18 protein-coding genes and 1 riboswitch are annotated in these 19526 nt (G+C 36.7%); of the genes, 10 read left to right on the top strand and 8 right to left on the bottom strand.

The window, feature by feature from the left end:
* Positions 1–71: 71 nt before the first annotated feature.
* Entirely contained in the window at positions 72–806 is a 735-nt protein-coding gene (locus CD152_RS09480; RefSeq protein WP_169926191.1) for a VOC family protein, read from the top strand.
* On the opposite strand, the gene CD152_RS09475 is transcribed toward CD152_RS09480, so the two are convergent.
* Entirely contained in the window at positions 799–1053 is a 255-nt protein-coding gene (locus CD152_RS09475) for a hypothetical protein (RefSeq protein WP_041635768.1), read from the bottom strand. The genes CD152_RS09480 and CD152_RS09475 overlap by 8 nt on opposite strands.
* Positions 1054–1138: 85 nt before the next feature.
* Here CD152_RS09475 and CD152_RS09470 point away from each other — a divergent pair, with 85 nt between their 5' ends.
* Positions 1139–2380: a lipid II:glycine glycyltransferase FemX gene (locus CD152_RS09470; protein WP_165980527.1), complete on the top strand. Its 1242-nt coding sequence runs from the start codon at positions 1139–1141 to the stop codon at positions 2378–2380.
* 94 nt (positions 2381–2474) lie between these two features.
* On the opposite strand, the gene CD152_RS09465 is transcribed toward CD152_RS09470, so the two are convergent.
* Complete coding sequence (locus CD152_RS09465; RefSeq protein WP_012656088.1) at positions 2475–2789, bottom strand: hypothetical protein; 315 nt, start codon at positions 2787–2789, stop codon at positions 2475–2477.
* 56 nt (positions 2790–2845) lie between these two features.
* On the opposite strand from CD152_RS09465, the gene CD152_RS09460 reads away from it, so the two are divergent.
* From CD152_RS09460 to CD152_RS09450, 3 genes are all read left to right on the top strand, one after another.
* Positions 2846–3724 (top strand): NAD(P)-dependent oxidoreductase, encoded by an 879-nt coding sequence (locus tag CD152_RS09460; protein ID WP_050742416.1) that lies wholly within the window; start codon positions 2846–2848, stop codon positions 3722–3724.
* A 70-nt stretch (positions 3725–3794) separates the two neighbouring features.
* Positions 3795–6977: an efflux RND transporter permease subunit gene (locus tag CD152_RS09455; protein WP_103214692.1), complete on the top strand. Its 3183-nt coding sequence runs from the start codon at positions 3795–3797 to the stop codon at positions 6975–6977.
* 64 nt (positions 6978–7041) lie between these two features.
* Positions 7042–7142, top strand: a riboswitch (SAM riboswitch).
* A gap of 57 nt (positions 7143–7199) precedes the next feature.
* Complete coding sequence (locus tag CD152_RS09450) at positions 7200–8363, top strand: aminotransferase class I/II-fold pyridoxal phosphate-dependent enzyme (RefSeq protein WP_101140702.1); 1164 nt, start codon at positions 7200–7202, stop codon at positions 8361–8363.
* A gap of 34 nt (positions 8364–8397) precedes the next feature.
* Here the strand turns inward: CD152_RS09450 and CD152_RS09445 are convergent, their stop codons facing one another.
* The 3 genes from CD152_RS09445 to CD152_RS11945 form a co-directional block, all read right to left on the bottom strand.
* Positions 8398–8715, bottom strand: coding sequence for a hypothetical protein (locus CD152_RS09445; RefSeq protein WP_101140701.1), 318 nt, complete (start codon positions 8713–8715; stop codon positions 8398–8400).
* Positions 8712–9857 carry an MFS transporter gene (locus CD152_RS09440; RefSeq protein ID WP_103214691.1) on the bottom strand — a complete coding sequence of 382 codons (1146 nt, stop codon included), beginning with the start codon at positions 9855–9857 and terminating at the stop codon, positions 8712–8714. Before CD152_RS09440 ends, CD152_RS09445 begins: the two co-directional genes overlap by 4 nt.
* A gap of 81 nt (positions 9858–9938) precedes the next feature.
* Entirely contained in the window at positions 9939–10097 is a 159-nt protein-coding gene (locus CD152_RS11945) for an SE1832 family protein (protein ID WP_169926190.1), read from the bottom strand.
* 85 nt (positions 10098–10182) lie between these two features.
* On the opposite strand from CD152_RS11945, the gene ybaK reads away from it, so the two are divergent.
* From ybaK to CD152_RS09425, 3 genes are read left to right on the top strand one after another with little or no spacing between them, the layout of a single operon-like run.
* The gene (gene ybaK, locus CD152_RS09435; protein WP_012656094.1) at positions 10183–10662 is read left to right on the top strand and encodes a Cys-tRNA(Pro) deacylase; all 480 of its coding nucleotides are present in this window, start codon (positions 10183–10185) and stop codon (positions 10660–10662) included.
* Positions 10652–11713, top strand: coding sequence for a metallophosphoesterase (locus tag CD152_RS09430; RefSeq protein WP_101143176.1), 1062 nt, complete (start codon positions 10652–10654; stop codon positions 11711–11713). The genes ybaK and CD152_RS09430 overlap by 11 nt, the downstream gene beginning before the upstream one ends.
* A gap of 33 nt (positions 11714–11746) precedes the next feature.
* The gene (locus CD152_RS09425) at positions 11747–12652 is read left to right on the top strand and encodes an AEC family transporter (RefSeq protein WP_101140698.1); all 906 of its coding nucleotides are present in this window, start codon (positions 11747–11749) and stop codon (positions 12650–12652) included.
* Positions 12653–12690: 38 nt separating this feature from the next.
* Here CD152_RS09425 and CD152_RS09420 read toward each other — a convergent pair whose 3' ends face one another.
* The 3 genes from CD152_RS09420 to CD152_RS09410 all read right to left on the bottom strand — a co-directional run bounded on the left by CD152_RS09420 (position 12691) and on the right by CD152_RS09410 (position 15326).
* Positions 12691–13476, bottom strand: a complete 786-nt coding sequence (locus tag CD152_RS09420; RefSeq protein WP_101140697.1) for a glucose 1-dehydrogenase — start codon at positions 13474–13476, stop codon at positions 12691–12693.
* Positions 13477–13489: 13 nt separating this feature from the next.
* The gene (locus tag CD152_RS09415) at positions 13490–14341 is read right to left on the bottom strand and encodes a GRP family sugar transporter (protein WP_101140696.1); all 852 of its coding nucleotides are present in this window, start codon (positions 14339–14341) and stop codon (positions 13490–13492) included.
* Between the two features lie 133 nt (positions 14342–14474).
* A complete protein-coding gene (locus CD152_RS09410; protein ID WP_157820921.1) occupies positions 14475–15326 on the bottom strand; it encodes a GNAT family N-acetyltransferase in 852 nt (283 codons plus the stop codon).
* Positions 15327–15570: 244 nt separating this feature from the next.
* Between CD152_RS09410 and CD152_RS09405 the strand changes: the two genes are divergently transcribed.
* Positions 15571–17697, top strand: coding sequence for a DNA topoisomerase III (locus tag CD152_RS09405; RefSeq protein ID WP_103214690.1), 2127 nt, complete (start codon positions 15571–15573; stop codon positions 17695–17697).
* A gap of 73 nt (positions 17698–17770) precedes the next feature.
* Positions 17771–19288: an SLC13 family permease gene (locus tag CD152_RS09400; RefSeq protein WP_103214689.1), complete on the top strand. Its 1518-nt coding sequence runs from the start codon at positions 17771–17773 to the stop codon at positions 19286–19288.
* Positions 19289–19526 lie beyond the last annotated feature (238 nt).

The raw sequence follows: 19526 nt of genomic DNA, 5'->3' as shown, positions 1-19526 counted from the left end.
TATAAAATGATTAGATGATTGCTTTAGTTTTTATAATATTTAACTTAAAATAGTATTAAGAGGTGAGGATAGTGGAATTAAAGTTTGATCATATTATTCATCATGTACATTATCTAAATAATGCTGATATTGATTTTTTAAAGGTGATTAACGGTGGAAAGCATGAGCAGTTAGGGACATACAATAAATTATCTTATATTGATTTATCATATATCGAATTTATAGACGCATATGATCGTACGCTTGTTCATAAAGCAGCACAAAGTACAGAAGAACGTTTAAGTTTTGCAGCATCACTTGAACGAACAGAGTATACGGAAGGATTTAAACGCTTGTGTTTTAGAACTGAGGATATCAATGCATTGAAGCAACATTTTGAACAAATAGGTGTAAAGACGATTGGTCCGTCTCGTATGCAACGGGTGACACCAGAAGGCGAAGTTATTGCTTGGCAGTTACTCTATATTGATGAAGAGAGAAATTATGAATTACCATTCTTTATACAGTGGGGAACGTCAGATGACGAACGCATGCAGTCACTATCTCCATATTTCCAGGGAAATCTCAAGATTGAAGGAATCGATATTGAAACGACAGATTTTAATGATATGGCAGAGATATATGTAGAATGGTTAGGTTACGAAGTCACAAGTGGTGTGATCAATAGCTATTTTAAACTAGAAAAATTGGGTTGTCCTTCAATCTACTTAATTCCTGGCAATACTGATACAATTAGAAGATTAAAAATAAAAAGTGATGCACCCGCAGTACATCACTTTAGAAATGCAATTTATCAATTTAATTAGCATAAACGTTATTATAAATTGTCATAACGATAAGGTAAATATGATATGCAGCAACAATCAGCGAAATCAATGCTATATACATTGTTGATTTAGATACTCTTGTAATCAAATAGAGGAGTGAGATGATTGTGGTGAAACTTGCTGCAATAATATGCAAGCTTAACATATCGATAGAATCCTGCTGGAATAATGAAACGAGTATACTATTAATAATGATTAAGATAATAAGCAGTAAATTTTTAAACATGGGTCACCTCTTTACTTTAATAACAAAAGTATAACAATAATAATTAAATATTTGTTGTAAAACGAAAGGAAAGAATAAAATGACAGTGACGAGAAAGAATATATCCAATGAAGTACACGATAACTTTGTAAAAACACATGTAAATGGTGATATGCTGCAGCTGTCAACATGGGCAGATACAAAACGATTGACAGGATGGTATAGCAGACGTATCGCTGTAGGAAGGGATGACGAAATCGCTGGAGTGGGACAGTTATTATTTAAGAGAGTACCGAAGACACCATATACGATGTGCTACGTATCGCGAGGTTTTGTATGTGACTACCATGATAAAGAAGTCGTGACAGCACTTGTTGACGCGGCAATTGAAGTTGCGCGTCGTGAGAAAAGTTACTCTATTAAGATTGACCCGGATGTTGAAGTAGATACGGTCCCAGGATTAGTTGAATTTATGAATACATTAGGTTTTGTTCATAAAGGATTTAAAGATGGGCTTCATCCGGATTACATACAACCGCGTATGACGATGATTACGAATATTGATATGGATGAAGATGCACTTATACAGTCATTTGAAAAACGTAATCGTTCTACGGTAAAGCAAAGCCTGAAAAAAGGCGTACAGTGTGAAATTGGAACACGTGAAGATCTTAAGATTTTTGCGCAGCTTATGAAAGAAACTGGAGAACGTGACGGCTTCCTGGTCAGAGATATCTCTTACTTCGAAACGATATACGATGCGCTTAATCCAGCAGGAGATGCAGTACTTTTTCTTACTAAATTAGTTCCAGATACTGTATTACAGAATTTAAATACAACATTAAAGAGCAGTCGTGATGAAAAAGAGAAAGTTTTATCAAAAAAACAGACGAAGAAAACTGAAAACCAATTAAAAGACATAGATATTATCATTGAGAAGATACAAAAGCAAATTAAAGAAATGGAAGAACTTAAAGAAACACACCCGGATGGTAAATATTTGTCAGGTGCAATTCTGACATTTTGCGGTAAGAAAGCCTATTACCTATACGGTGCATCTAGTAATGATTATCGTAGCTATCTACCAAATCACAAAATGCAGATCGAAATGATGAAATATGCCCGTAGTAAAGGTGCAGTATCCTATGATTTTGGTGGGACAGATAACAATCCCGACAAGGATTCTGAACACTATGGTTTATGGCAGTTTAAGAAGAGCTGGGGTACACAATTGAGTGAAAAAATCGGCGAATTTGACTACATACTTAATAAACCTGTTTATACATTAATTGAAGTTGCGAAGCCAAAAGTAAAAGCATTAACAAAGAAAATTAATAAGAGAAGATAGCAGTGTTTTGAGGCCGAATTGAAATGCTGTAACAGAAGTAACTACGCGCAATACAGAAAAGAAGAGAGTGATGACAAGAAAACACCACTCTTTTTTATTCACTGAAAAATTTAAAGACACTCATCTTCGTTTCCATATAAAGATATGGATCAATAAAGGTGATATATAGAATAAAAAAGAAGTTGAATAAACTAAATGCTGTTAAAAGGATAGAAAGAATTCTATAGGTAAAGTTGTTCATCAAGTTCTTATCGGTTGTAAAGTGATACTGTATGCCTGAGAAAAACGTAATGATACAAAAAACCATCCAGAAATATGTTGTTAAAAATACGATACCGCTATGAACAAAGTAGCTGCTTATAAACACAGTTTGCATAATGATAAGTAAAAACATAATTACTTTTTGCATTCTTTTCACTCCTTTCCCTATAATTGTAATATATAACTGTAAATTATCAATATAATATGACAAGAGAGGTTTTCAAAATGAAAATTGGTTTTATTGGAACAGGCGTAATGGGCAAAAATATGGCTGAGCATATAGGTGATAAACTATATATTTATAACCGAACGAAAGAAAAAGCAAGGTCACTAATCGAACAAGGTCATATATGGTGCGATACACCTGCTGAAGTTGCAGCACAATCCGATATTATTTTTACTATGCTTGGCTATCCAGCTGATGTAGAAACTATCTATCTCGCACCAGATGGATTGATTAATAATGGTAAACAAGGTCAAATATTTATTGACTGTACAACGAGTAGTCCTGAACTTGCCCAAAAGATCAATCAAGAAGCAAATAAGAAAGGAATATATGTGTTAGACGCACCTGTAAGTGGTGGAGATATCGGTGCCAAGAACGGAACTTTGAGTGTAATGGTGGGTGGAGATGAAGCGATATTTGATAGAGTAAAACCCTTAATCGATAAATTTAGTAGTGCAGTAACATATTTTGGTGATGCAGGAAGTGGTCAACATACTAAGATGGCGAATCAAATTGCTATCGCTACAAATATGATCGGTATGGCTGAAAGTCTGTACTATGCGCATAGAGCAGGATTAGATGTTGAAAAAGTACTAGAAACAATCAGTAAAGGAGCGGCAGGAAGCTGGTCATTATCTCACTTAGCGCCTAGAATTTTAAAAGAAGACTACGCGCCTGGATTTTATACGCATCACTTCCTGAAAGATATGAGTATCGCGCTTGAAGAAACAAAGAAGATGGGCATTGAACTTCCGGGTCTCGAATTAAGCTGTAAGTTATATAGTAGCCTTTCCGATGAACTAAAAGAAACGACAGGTACACATGTGATATATCAATATTATACACAAGCAAGATAAGGATATTGGTAAAATTTAAATAATAAAGCTACAATAAACACATAAAATTCGTATAAATGGAGGAAACCCTTTGATAAAGAAAATTATTGATTTTTCTTTGCATAATAAACTTGCAGTGTGGTTAATGACACTCATTATCCTAAGTGCCGGCGTATATAGTGCGATGAAGATGAAGATGGAAATGCTGCCGAGTATGTCGACACCTGTAATTTCTATTACAACACCTTACCCAGGTGCTACACCTGAAGATGTGTTAAATGGTGTTACAGATCCAATAGAGAAGAAGGTTAAAAATTTATCGAGTGTAGATAAAGTAACGAGTCAATCGTTAGAGAATGCATCTGCAGTCACTGTTCAATATAAGTTTGGAACAGATATGGACAAAGCACAATCTGAATTAGAGAAACAAATTGATAAAGTTGATCTTCCAGAAGGTGCACAAGAGAAACAGATTTCACAAATGTCAATGTACACTTTTCCGATCATTAGCTATTCACTTTCAAGCGATAAGGCAGATATTAAAGATCTGACAAAGCGTATTAAAGAAGATTTAGTTCCAGAAATTGAAGGTGTAGAAGGTGTTACAAATGTAACGTTTTCTGGACAAGAAGTCGAACAAGTTGAGCTACAATTTGATGATAAGAAGTTAAAGAAAAATAATTTAACAGAAGAGTCTGTACTTCAATTCATTAAAGGTGCTACAACCGATGCGCCGCTTGGATTATATACTTTTGGTAACGATTTAAAAAGTATCATCGTAAATGGTCAATTTACTAGTGTGGATGCTCTTAAAGATTTAAAGATCCCATTATCAGGCGGAGATAATCAAGCTAATACTGCTAAAGCCTCACCTGAAGCACAGGCAGCGCTTGCGAAGATGATGCAGGCCGGTAAAGTACCGACAGTAAAGCTTTCTGATATTGCTACGATTAAAAATGTAGAGAGTCGTGAATCTATTTCTAAGACAAATGGTAAAGATTCACTAAGTATTCAAGTCATTAAGTCAGATGATGCGAATACTGTAGCGTTAGCAAACGATGTAAAAGATAAAGTAAAGGAATTTAAGAAGAATAATAAAGATATTAATGCCGTACTGATGATGGATCAGGCTAAACCGATTGAAGACTCTGTAAAAACAATGGCAGAAAAAGCCATTATTGGAGCATTGTTTGCAGTGATCATGATACTCGTGTTCCTTAGAAATATCCGTTCAACGATGATTGCTGTCGTATCCATTCCGATGTCTATATTAATGGCAATGTTAATCCTTAAACAGATGGATATTTCACTTAATATTATGACGCTTGGAGCGATGACGGTTGCAATTGGACGTGTTATTGATGACTCTATCGTCGTTATCGAAAATATATTCCGACGTATGTCTGACCCTAAAGAGAAATTGCGTGGCTCTGAGTTAATTAGCAGCGCGACTAAAGAGATGTTTATACCGATTATGAGTTCAACGATGGTCACAATTGCAGTATTCTTACCACTTGGACTGGTGTCAGGTTCTATCGGTGAAATCTTTAGACCTTTTGCTTATACAGTCGTATTTGCATTGTTGGCCTCATTATTAATTGCAATTACGATTGTACCGATGCTTGGACATACATTCTTTAAGAATGGTATTAAATGGCATCATGATGATGAAGCAAAGGTAGGACGTATTGCAAGTTTCTATCATAACGTATTAGAGTGGTCTTTAAAACACAAGCTTATCGTCTCACTATTAAGTATCGGCCTTCTCCTTGGTAGCTTGTTCTTAACGCCGTTTCTAGGGACGTCATTCATTTCAACAGGGGAAGATAAGTTTCTTGCATTAACTTACAAGCCTAAACCTGGTGAAACTGAAGAAGAGGTTGTAAAAAAAGGTGAGCAAGTTCAGAAGACTTTAGCTGAGAATAACGATGTAGTAAACATTCAGTACTCAGTTGGAGGAGAAAATCCATTTAACCCGGTTGCCACTAATGATATGGCAATGATGGTTGAATATAAGAAAGATACACCCAAGTGGGAAAGTGAAGCGGAACGTGTATTGAACAAAATCGCTTCTTTCAAACATGAAGGAACTTGGAAGAACCAGGATTTTGCAACGGGTGGTTCGACGAATACTGTGACTGTGACTGTTAACGGCCCATCGATGAATGAAATAAGACCAGTTATAGAGCAGCTTGAGAAAGAAATGAAGGATGTTAAGACGGTTACAAATGTAAGTTCATCATTAACCGATAGTTATGATGCATATACATTGAAGGTGGATCATAACAAGTTATCTGAACGAGGACTTACTGCAGGTCAGATTGCAATGGCATTGAATCAACGTAGTGATAATAAAGTTGTCACTAAAATAGGTGATAATGGCAAGTCGACAGATGTTGTTCTGACAAAAGAAAAAGAAACAAAATGGACAAAAGATAAATTAGAGAATACAAAGATTACTTCACCACTCGGTAAAGAGGTTAAGTTGAGCGATGTCGTAACGATTGAAGAAGGAAAAACTTCAGATACGATTAAACGAGAAGACGGTAATATATCTGCGTCAGTAGAAGGGAAGATTAAAGGAAAAGATGTCAGCCAGGCTACACAGGACGTGGCAAAGAAAGTGAACGCATTAAAACACCCTTCAAATGTTGATGTACATATCGGAGGTACGAGTGAAGATATCGGCGAGAGCTTCTCTCAACTCGGATTTGCGATGCTTGCCGCTATCGGAATCGTTTACCTGATACTTGTACTGACATTTAAAGGCGGACTTGCACCGCTCGCCATTTTATTCTCGTTACCGTTTACGATTATCGGGGTAATATTAGGGCTTCTCGCGTTTGGAGAGACGCTTTCTGTACCATCGATGATTGGTATGCTTATGCTCATTGGTATTGTTGTTACGAATGCGATTGTGCTGATTGACCGCGTTATCAATAAAGAAGCAGAAGGATTAACAACACGTGATGCATTGCTAGAAGCAGCGACGACTCGTGTACGACCAATCCTGATGACAGCCCTAGCGACAGTAGGTGCATTATTACCATTATTGTTTGGAGGAGACGGCTCTGTGCTTATTTCTAAGGCACTTGCTGTAACAGTAATCGGTGGATTGACTTCATCAACATTATTAACATTAATCGTTGTCCCTGTCGTGTATGAAATATTAATGAATTTAAAGCAGAGATTTACGAAAGACGAAAAAAATATTGATCCATTTATACCAACTCATGATGCTTCAACACGTATCCATATTAAAGATAATAGATAAAATATTCTGAATACTGTTGACGTATGATTTGAACTATACTATAGTGATATCACCAATTAAATATTTCTTATCCAGAGAAGTGGAGGGAACTGGCCCTATGATACTTCAGCAACAGACTTTAAGTACTGTGCTAAATCCAGCAAGCATATGCTTGGTAGATAAGTGCCATATCGGCGTCATTGCTACTGAAGCAATGACGCTTTTCTATTTTTAAAGGAGCGAATGTCTGTGAGTTCTAAATTATTAAATTCAATACCTGAAAGTTATTTTGGTAAGACGATGGGCAGGAAGCTTGAAGTCGGGGATAAACCATTGATTAATACAGCAGTCGGTATCCCTGACCAACCAGTGGATCGTAAGGTGTTAAACGCATTACAAGATGCCATTGTTGACCCTGATAACCATAGATATGGTGTATTCCGTGGCAAGGAGACATTGAAGAAAGGGATCCAGAAGTTTTATAAAGATATCTATGATGTTTCACTGGAGGATGATGAAGTTTGTATTCTTTATGGTACAAAAAATGGTCTTGTTCATATCCCTGCATGTGTCATTGAACCTGGCGAGGGAGTGTTACTCCCTAATCCGGGATATACCGATTACCTTGCTGGTGTTAAGCTTGCCAGAGGCTTACATTATGACTTACCATTACACCCTGAAGATTATTACTTACCTGACTTTGATAATATAGATAAAGCGCAGCTTAATAATACAAAGCTGATTTATCTTAACTATCCATCTAATCCAACTGGAGCAGTAGCGACCCAAGCATTTTTTGATGATACAATTATGCGTTTTAAAGATACCGAAACAAAGATTGTCCATGACTTTGCCTATGCAGCTTTTGGATTTAATGGTAAGAATCCAAGCATTCTTGCTTCACCTCATGGGAAAGAAGTCGCTGTAGAAATATATTCGTTATCTAAAGGGTTTAATATGTCGGGTGTACGTGTCGGGTTTGCTGTAGGGAATAAAGAGATTGTGAGTGCTCTGAACTATTTTCAGGATCATACTCAAGTTGGTATGTGGGGCGTTGTACAAGATGCGGCGATAGCAGCGCTTGAGCTGGGAGAGCCATATCTAGAAAGTCAAAACAATATATTTAAAGCACGACGCGATAAAGTGACAGCATATTTAAAGCAATATGAAATTCCGTTTGAGCCTATGAATGGTGGTATATTTTTATGGATAAAAGTGCCGGACGGTTTTGAGGGGGAATCATATACAGACTATTTATTGAAGCAAGAATCAATTTTAGTAACTCCAGGGATTCCTTTTGGGTCACGTGGTAAGAATTACATTAGAATCTCCCTTGCTATTGATGATGTGTTGATCAATGAACTGCTCGAGCGCTTAAAAAATACAAAGAAGTTATATATAAAATAAGAACTTACAAAGCATTACTTTGTAAGTTCTTATTTTATAAGTATAGCGCACAAAGTGCGATAATCATTAGCGCCGTTATGATAGAGAAGAGATCGAGAATGAGCTTTGCTTTTTTGTCATTAAACTTAAATTTATAGTTAGAAATCTCTATATTTAAAAATAAACAAAGTGCAAGTAATGTAATCCAGAACTTTATCGTTCCAAGATGCATCAATGCAATGAAGATGAAGACAACGAACACAGCACCAAGTATGATTCTTAAAAAATCCAGCAGACGCATGTTAATCATATAAATGCTTGTATAACTTATGATCAGATACATTATCATAAGTAAAATAATTAATATAATCATACGACTCTTCCTTTCTTATAATAAATAAATAGTAGGATTAAACCAAATACGGAAGTGAGTGCACCGAAATAAAATGGCATTTCTAGATGTCTGGAAAGCAGTGCGGTAAATAACAAAGGACCAAGAATACGACCTAAACTATCCATACTGTAACTGATAGAAGTAAGTTTTCCCATTTTATTACTCGAAGTTTCTTTCGTCAATTGACTCGTCAGTAATGTTCTTACAAGGGCATTACCAGACATAAGGAGCACAAGACAGAGTCCGGCATAAAATAAATTCATGGAAAAAGGCAGCATGATAAATGCAACAATTGTAATCAATTGTCCTGTTATAATCACTGGTTTTTCTTGACCGTGTTTCACTTTACGTAAGTACCTACCTTGTAATCCAGCATTAACAAGCCCGCCAATCATAAAGAGCATTCCCATTTGTGTTGCAGTAATATTAATCTTCTCTATTTCAAAGAGTTGGAACGAGCTCTCCATCCCACTCATCGTAAATGTCACGATAAATGTTGATAATAACAGCATATAGACTGCTGGAGTTAGCAATTTAGGGTTCACAGTAGCCTGTTCTGAATCAGTCGAATGCTGTAATGTTTCCTGAATCGTGAAGAGACAGAACAAAGCAATAACGGTTAATATTGCAGCAGTTACGAAATACGGAATCTGGTAGCTGATGCCAGAGAGCAGTCCTCCAACTGCTGGACCAAATATAAACCCAAGTCCAATCATCATCCCCATGAGACCCATATACTTATTGCGTTCTTCATGTGTAGTCATATCACTGACCATGCTTGTCGTAGTAGAGAAGCATGCACCAGAGAACAAGCCGCCAAGAATTCGGGAGGTATAAAGCATAGGTAAGTTATCGATAAATAATCCGAATAATACGAAGCTTAAAGTAAAACCGATAAGCCCGATGATTAATATTTTCTTACGACCGTATTTATCGGATAGATATCCCCACATTGGCGCTACAATAAATGAAACGATAGAATAAGAGGCAAGCAGTAACCCCATATGAAATGCATTTAAATTTAAACTATGTACAAGAGCGGGTATTACAGGTATTACAATACTGAATCCAAAGTATATAAAGAACTGAATCATCATCAGCAATTTGAATTGTTGTTTCATTGAATTTCCTCCTTAAAGCTATAGTACTATTGTAGCGAAAGTTAAGCTTAAATCCTATATTTTTATAATAAAAAAGAGCACTTACAGTTGTGCCCTTATTTGTGCAATTTGTTGTTCGATTTCAATAAGTTTCTCTTCCAGTCGTGGAGAAGACTGACCAGTAGACTCTACTTTCTCTAAATCGTTTTGAATGCGCATGTATTCTTCTTTTAGCTCTAATAGTTGCTGGTTAAGAACCATAATATCCTCCTTTTTGCTTATTCTATATATGAAATATACATTAAAATGATACTATAATAAAGAAACAGAGATTGGAGACATAGAAATGACGAAGAAAATTAAAACAAATGCGTTAAGAAAACTTGACCAAAAGAAGATTCCGTATGAAACATATACATATGAAGTGACGGATGAGTTAGACGGTGTTACAGTCGCAAATAAAATTGAAAAACCTTATGCTCAAGTATTTAAAACATTAGTATTGCGCGGGAAATTAAATTATTATGTTGCAGTTATTCCTGTTGTAGCAACGTTAGACCTTAAATCAATGAGTAAAGTTGTCGGAGAGAAGAAACTTGAGCTCTTGCCTGTGAATAATCTTGAGAAATTAACGGGTTATATTCGTGGTGGGTGTTCACCTGTGGGGATGAAGAAGCTGTTTCCGACAGTTATTGATAGTAGTGCAGAGCAGTTTGAAGAGATTATTGTGAGTGCAGGACAACGAGGAATACAGATGCAAGTACCGCTTCAATCATTAGTCAATCTTATTCATGCGAAAGTGAGACCGATTACACATGAGGATTAAAGACAATTATCTAAAATTAAATATAAGAAATAAACGTACGATTGTCACGAGTGATGTACATGGAAGACCAGATTTATTAGAACAATTATTGAAGAATGTGGATTTTTCACACGAAGATATTCTTATAATTAATGGGGATATTATCGATAAGGGACCTGACAGTATACAAATGATTACATATGTAGAACGTCTGATGGCGCAGGGCAATGTATATGTGACATTAGGTAATTGCGATAAAATATTCGACGAACTAGAAGAAGCATTTCTATATGACTATATGGCGTATCGCTATACGATTGTTCATGAAATGCTTAAGCAACTTGGAAAGACATTGGATGATTATACATCACAAGGTGAACTGGCGAAAGAGCTTAGAACGAAATTTGAGCATCTTCATAATGTGATGAAAGATTTGCCGTTAATGATAGAAACTGAAGATTATATATTTGTGCATGCAGGAGTCGATGAAGATTATATGGAGACGACAGAACGCGATGCGCTGAATATGCCGTTTTTCTATAATCAACCGCATCAACTTGAAAAGACTGTAATAGTGGGTCATTTCCCTGCTTGTAACTTTGTTGAACAAGGGGTATACCACCATAATATTAAAATACATCCGAATCACAATACAATTGCCATCGATGGGGGAAATCAGGTCAAGACGAGTGGTCAGCTGAACGGACTCATCATCGAAGCAGATGGGACATTGCACACAACGTTTGTGGATGATTATGAGCAGAGTATGGTTATCCAGTCTTTTGATCCAGGGGTTCAAATACCGCATAGCTTTACCTATCCTGATTACGCTATTACTTCTTTTGAAAGGGATGAATACTTTACGTATTGTGAGCGTGGTGAACACGATGGTTGTATGGTGAAAACTGAATTCATCGATTTCGAAGCACAACGATTAAAAGATGATTATACGGATTATTTCCACGCAGTAGAAGCTGGAGCATTCGTCAGTGTGATTCATCATTATAAAGGATACGTATTGATTAAGAAAAATGGTATTGTTGGGTTTGTTCCGGAAGAAGTACTGGAATAGATATGTACATCAATACAGAAAGAAGGGTGATTTGTGACACAGACATTTATAATGATTATCGCTTTAATATTAACTGGATATTTAATGAAGCGCCTAAACTATATAAAAGAAGCAGAAGGCGGTGTTATTGCTAAACTTATCTTCAATTTAACATTGCCCTCATTGGTCATCGTAACATTAAACAGCGTTAAGATTGAACCTTCTTTAATGCTCTTGCCTGTAATTATGGTAATCTATGTTGTTATCGCTAAACTGATTGTTATCATTCTATTTCTCAAGTACAATAATCAGATTAGAGGTTCTGTAGGAATGATGGCTGCGGCATTTAATATCGGCTTGTTCGCCTATCCTCTAGTTGGTGAGATGTTCGGTGCAGAGGGATTATTATATTTTGGGATGTTTGATATCGGTGGTTCCATCGGTATGTTTGGTATTACGTATTTTGTAGGAAATTATTTCAGTGAAGGTGGAGACACGTTTGACATCCGATATTTACTCATGAGCTTAATGAAGACAGTACCACTTATGACATATATCATCATGCTCGCGATAAACTTACTAGATATACATATACCAGGTGAAATCATTGAATTCTTTAAAATAATTTCACAGGCGAACATGCCTTTATCCATGATATTGCTCGGCGTATATTTAAACTTTAAGGTGGATACATATTATTTACCATTAGCAATTAAATATTTATGTTTCCATTATGGATTTGGACTTATTGCAGGGTTGATATGTTATTATACGTTACCATTTAATGAAATGTTCAGAACAACATTGCTTATTGGATGGCTACTTCCTATAGGAGTGGCAATCATCCCGTATGCAATACAATTTAAGTATAAAACATTACCGCTCATAGCGATGATCTCTAATATTACAATTGTTATTTCTATTATTATTTTATATATTTTTCAAAAGGTAATCTTATAAAAATATATAAAAAAGGATAAAGTGGCATATCAGCCGCTTTATCCCTTTCCTCCCATAAATGAAGGGTATTTTGTCATTCCGCCGTCTACGTAGAGCGTTGTCCCCGTAATATAGGCTGCCTGCGTGCTTGCTAAAAAGAGTGCCGCGTTGGCAACGTGTTCAGGTTCCCCAATAAAGCCCATAGGTATCATTCTTTCGGTTTCTTCGCGTGTAGCGGGATCTGAAAATTTTTCTTTCGTATGTTCTGTAACAATAGCTCCTGGAGAGATATTGTTTACTCTTATCCCATGCGGTGCAAATTCCATGCTTAACGTTTCCATCATAAGCTTTAATCCGCCTTTACTTGCAGCATAATTAACATAATTTGGCCAAGGAATAACATCGTGCACACTTGACATATTAATGATGACACCTTTTTTCTTTGTTTGGGTGAAATGTTTAGCGGCTTCTCGGCTGCCGACAAACGCACCGGTTAAGTTAATATTCATGACATGATTAAAATCTTCTGCTGACATTTCAAGAGAAGGCGTCGCCTTTTCAAATCCAGCATTATTAACCATAATATCTATCGTACCAAAGTGTCTTACTGCTTCTGATATAAGTGCAGTGACTTCGTTTTCTTTAGAAACATCCGCTTGAATTGTAATCGCATCTCCACCAGACTTTTTAATTGTTTTGGCAATTTCTAATGCTTCGCTTTCGCTTGAATTATAATTCACTACGACTTTACAGCCTTCTGCACCAAACTGTTCTGCCATCGCTTTACCAATGCCGCTTGAAGCACCAGTAATAACGACAACTTTATCTTTTAAATCTGTATACATAAATATCGCTCCTTTATTGTTTTGCATATCCTAATAGGAATGCTGCGATGATAATTAATATAATTCCTGTGGCTATTCCGATATATTGCTTCTTTGTTTTCTTTTCTCCTAACAGGAAGATTCCACCGAGTGTCGAAACTACGACAAGCATCTGTGAGAATGAAAAGCTTGTTGCTACACCCACTTTAGGCTGAGAATAGAACATTGCCATATTACCTAAAGCCCATAGCATACCAGGGAACATGTTCTTAGCAATTGCTTTTTTCTTCGGATGATGTTTTAGAGTAAGCAGCAATCCACCGATGACCATACCGATTGATTGAGGGAATAGTGCGCTCCAACCTTCGACACCGAAGAACTGACCGATAACGACATAAGTTACATACCCTAAAGTAGAGATTAATAATATAGGGACTGCTTTTTTAAGATTTCCTTTCGTCTGGTCACTTTCTTTACCTTTTAGTGAGGTTAACATGACCCCGATAATTAAAAGTATTAATGCTACAACTCCGAGAATAATTGAAGTCATGGTCTTCCATTCGTTGAAGAATATGACTGAAATCAATGTTGTACCAACGAGTTGTAAGCCTGTTGAAATTGGCATGGTCTTAGAAACCCCGATAAGATCAACACTTTTAAGCTGATTTCCTTGACCAAGCGCCCAGAATGCACCAGAAACCATGCCGACTAATAGAATTTTTATATTTAGTTCTGGCTGAACCATGATATAAGTAATCGAGCCGATGATAAAGGCACCGATGACAGTCCCCATAATTTGTTCATAAGGGGTCCCGCCTACTTTAACATTAATTAAGACGACACTTCCCCATAGTAATGCTGGTAACAAAGCAATTAATATATCCATAAATTCTCCTTTATCCTTTTATTATTAATTACCCTACTGATGTTTCTGAAAACGTGTACTTTTGAAACTTGATTTGTAGATATACACAAGGAGACCCTTAAATAATGGCTGAACATTATTTAAGGGTCTTTAATTATTCTATAGTATATTTAAAATGATTCATTTCATTTATTTTTTTGAATCCAAGTTTCTCGTAGAATGCTATATCTTTTTCCCGTTTACTCTTCACGGAAAGTTGTACACTCGTTGCGTGATGTTTTTTAAAGGCATGGTCTACAGCGAAAGATACAAGGTCGTGGCCAATACCTTTATGACGGTATTGTAAATGTGTATAGACGAATTGGATGTCACAGCTATCGTCATCGTTGATCTGCATCCAGATGAAGCCTTTAGCAATACCTTCATTCAAGTAGAGGTACAGTTCATGACTACTACCAATAGAATTCAATATTTTATCACGCCTCGGTTTATAGTCTATATACATATCTTTCATAATTTCTGTGAAGCTCTTTTTATATACAGACTTATATTTAATAACTTGAGGTACGAGAGATGTCGTTTTATTTTCATGTGTTGTCATCGTATATGTCGTTCCAAGATATTGTGTTCGTAAATTCTTCATAACAGACTGGCCAAAACGATGATCTTCATGAAGGCTGAAGTAATATACTTTCAGTTCCGGATGTGTTATAAGCAGATCTTGCCACATAGTTTTTATCATATTCAATGTTATTTTATCTGTCTGTTTCGTAATAGGGCCGAGAATGTGCGCCTCTTTATCGTTAATAGGCTCTACACCAAATGCAGCTATGATTTCCTCGTTATCTATAATGAGCAGCATATCTTCTTTTTTTATGTGATGAAGTTGTTCTTCTATACTTTGTAATGTCACACGTATATATCCGACGTGATGGTCATTATGCTGATTGAGATCATATAAGAACTTTGCTGTTTTATGTATATCTTCCATTTGTGTGATTTTCAAACGATCACTCCTCAAAGTGTTATGACAATCCTTCATGTATTCTTCTATTATACTGGTTTAGCGTTACATGTGAATATATACTTTCCTGCTTCTTCAAGTGCATGAATATTGTCTGGGAAATGTGATGATTTCATACGCATCCTCCTTAAGTAAAGCATACAAGATAGTACCTAAAATCTCAATTTAATCATATGAAATATATTCTGTTATAATAAAGATTATTAAAGAATAGAGGACGGATATTATGAAATCAGTAGTGTTAGCAGAGAAACCTTCAGTCGCACGTGATATTGCACGTGTACTTAAGTGTAATCAAAAGAAGAATGGATATATGGAAAACGACAAATATATCGTCACTTGGGCATTAGGACATTTAGTTACAAATGCTGATCCCGAGCAATATGATGCAAAGTATAAACAGTGGGATCTAAATATGCTGCCTATTATACCCGAACGTATGAAGACGGTCGTCATTGGTAAGACCCGTAAACAATTTAATACAGTGAAATCACAGATTGAACGTCAAGATGTAAATGAGATTATTATTGCAACTGACGCAGGACGTGAAGGAGAACTTGTAGCACGCCTTATTATCGAGAAATGTAAAGAGAATAAACCGATGAAACGTCTCTGGATATCCTCGGTTACAGACAAAGCAATACTGGACGGCTTTAAACATTTGAAACCAGCACAGGCGTATCAAGGATTATATGAAGCAGCTATGGCACGAAGCGAGGCGGATTGGATTGTTGGGATTAATGCAACAAGAGCACTAACAACGAAATATGATGCACAACTTTCTACAGGTCGTGTGCAGACGCCGACGCTACAGATGGTCAAGATTAGACAAGATGCAGTGCAGAAATTTCAACCGAAAACATATTATAGTGTTGAGCTTGTAAGTGGGAGTGATAAGTTCAAGTGGCAAAGCGGGAGTCAGATATTTGATGAATCAAAAGTAGATGGACTATTAAAAGACATACAAGGAAAGCAAGCTGTTGTTCAAGATGTGGTCTCTAAAGAAAAGAAACGCTACCCTGGAAAACTCTATGATTTAACAAGTTTGCAGCAGGATGCTTATAAGCGTTTCAAATATTCAGCGAAAGAAACATTGAACGCGATGCAAAGTCTATACGAGACCCATAAATATGTAACATATCCAAGAACAGATTCAAATTACTTAACGACAGATATGGAAAGCTCACTTAAGGAACGTGTCGCATCCCTTGGTGCTACACCATATAAAGATCAAGTTGTGAAATTACTAAAGACACACATTAAAGGTGGTAGTCACTTTATTAGCAATGCGAAAGTATCAGATCACCATGCCATTGTTCCGACTGAGATTAGAGCGAACTTAGAAGCACTTGGAGCAAGAGAAAAGAATATATATTTACTTATTGCAGAACGTTTCCTAAGCAATTTAATGGAGCCCCATATATATAATGAAGAAACAATTACTGTACAGATTGGAAAAGAAGTATTTACACTTAAGACTGAGACGACTGTGAAAGCAGGATTTAAAGCATTGTATGAACAGTCATCCATTGAGCGTCATAAGGTATATCATAAAGGAGAAGTGTTAGGTTCTGTCAGCCTGAAGAAGACGACCGGTGAAACACAACCCCCAGCTTATTTAAATGAGGGGACGTTGCTTAAAGCGATGGAGAACCCGGCGTCTATCTTTAATATTGATAAGGAGAGTACGACGACATTAAAGTCTGCAGGTGGTATTGGAACAGTGGCTACACGAGCAGATATTATTGAAAAGCTTTATAACTTAAATGCGATAGAAAACAATAACGGCAATATTAAAGTGACGAACAAAGGACGTCAGTTATTAGAACTTGCACCTGATGCACTCAAGTCACCAGAACTTACAGCAGACTGGGAACATAAACTAACACGCATTGAAAAAAACAAGTATGGAAGAAAGCAATTTATGCGTGAGATGATAGATTTCACAAAAGAAATCATTGATGAAATTAAGTCGAGTGACGAGAAATTTAAACATGATAACTTAACGAGTACAGAATGCCCGACTTGCGGTAAGTTTATGTTAGAGAAAAAAACGCGTAACGGCAAGATGCTTGTATGTCAAGATCCGACGTGCGGTACGAAGAAGAATGTTCAGCGTAAAACAAATGCGCGTTGCCCAGAATGTAAGAAAAAGCTGACGCTACATGGTAAAGGGCCAAAAGCAATGTACAGTTGTGTATGTGGATTTAGAGAAACGCAGGAACAGATGGACAAACGCTTCAATTCGAAGAAGACAGGAAAGGTATCGAAAAAAGAAATCAATAAATATATGAAGAAAGAAGAGCCGATCAATAATCCTTTTGCCGATGCACTCAAAAACTTAAATTTATAAGTAGACTAAATATCTATTGTTCAATACTTCACAAATTGTTAAAATAGAAGTGAATAAAATAGGGGGTGTGTCTATGGAAAACGTAAAACAAAAGAAGAATCTCAAACCAATTTGGATTATTTTGAGCTTTCTTGTATTGATTGCGATCGTATTGCTACCGACACCTGCTTCTTTACCAGTGATGGGTAAGATAGCACTTGCGATTCTTGCATTTGCCGTAATTATGTGGGTTACTGAAGCGGTAAGTTATCCTGTTTCCAGTACGATGATTGTTGCTTTAATCATAACACTTATTGGGTTCAGCCCGATCGAGAAACTTGGGCCATCGATGGGAAATCCAATGGCTGCAGGTAAACCGTTAACTGAAGATGCCTTGTTCGGTACACAGAATGCATTAAAGATTGCCTTTAGTGGATTTTCAAGTTCGGCAGTAGCACTCGTTGCAGCTGCGCTGTTCTTAGCGACAGCTATGCAAGTAACAAACTTGCATAAACGTCTCGCGCTTTTAGTACTCTCGGTAGTAGGGAATAAAACGAATGCAGTTGTCGCAGGTTCTATCATTGTTTCAATCATTCTTGCATTTTTCGTTCCTTCAGCAACTGCACGTGCAGGCGCTGTCGTACCGATACTGCTTGGTATGGTTACAGCGTTTGGCGCTAAGAAAGAATCCCGTCTGGCAGCATTGCTTGTGATTACCGCTGTCCAAGCTGTGTCGATATGGAATATCGGTATTAAGACTGGAGCCGCTCAAAATATGGTTGCAATGGGCTTTATCAATAAAACCTTCAACGAAGATATCTCTTGGGGTCAATGGTTTATGTACGCGGCACCGTGGTCCATTGTTATGTCGATTGTCTTATACTTTGTCATGATTAATTTGATTAAACCTGAAACGAAAGAAATTGAAGGTGGAAAGGAACTTATAAAGGCACAGCTAGCAGAACTTGGACCCGTAACGCCGAAAGAATGGCGATTAATTGCAATCTCAGTAGCATTGCTCTTATTCTGGGCAACTGAAGGTAAGTTTCATCCAATTGATTCTTCATCGATTACTTTAATTGCGTTAGCTATTATGCTCACTCCGAAGATTGGCATCTTCTCGTGGAGCGATGTAGAAAAATTGATTCCATGGGGAACAATTATAGTGTTTGCGATTGGGATATCTTTAGGGAATTTATTGCTGCAGACGACTGGGGCGCAGTGGCTAAGTGATAAGACCTTTGGATTGATGGGGTTAGAGCATTTGCCGTTACTTGCTACAATTGCTTTAATTACGATATTTAATATTCTGATTCATTTAGGATTCGCGAGCGCAACAAGCTTATCAAGTGCACTTATACCAGTGTTTATTGCACTTACAAGTACTTTAGGATTAAAGGATAATGCAGTTGGATTCGTATTAATACAACAATTTGTGATTAGCTTTGGATTCTTGCTTCCGGTGTCAGCGCCACAAAACATGCTTGCATATGGTACAGGCACTTTCACTGTAAAAGATTTCTTGAAGTCGGGTATACCTTTAACGGTTATTGGCTATTTACTTATCCTGCTCTTCAGCGCAACTTATTGGAAATGGATTGGATTAATATAATCAACGAAAAGAAAGATGCTGAGACAAATGTCTCAGCATCTCAGACTGTAGACAAAGTCTCCTTCGGAGATGAAGTTTACAGTCTTTTTTTGATAAAATATAGGTATATCATTGAACGGTGGTGTTTTACTTGATTAAGAGAAGTAAGTCTGAAGATATTAATATCATTCGCAGTCAATTTGAAATGTATTCATTAGAAGACCTTGTACCAGAAAATCATCTTCTAAGAAAAGTTGAT

The sequence above is a fragment of the Macrococcoides caseolyticum genome, from assembly GCF_002902665.1.
Lineage (GTDB): Bacteria > Bacillota > Bacilli > Staphylococcales > Staphylococcaceae > Macrococcoides > Macrococcoides caseolyticum.
This window is presented reverse-complemented; position numbering and strand designations above follow the sequence as displayed.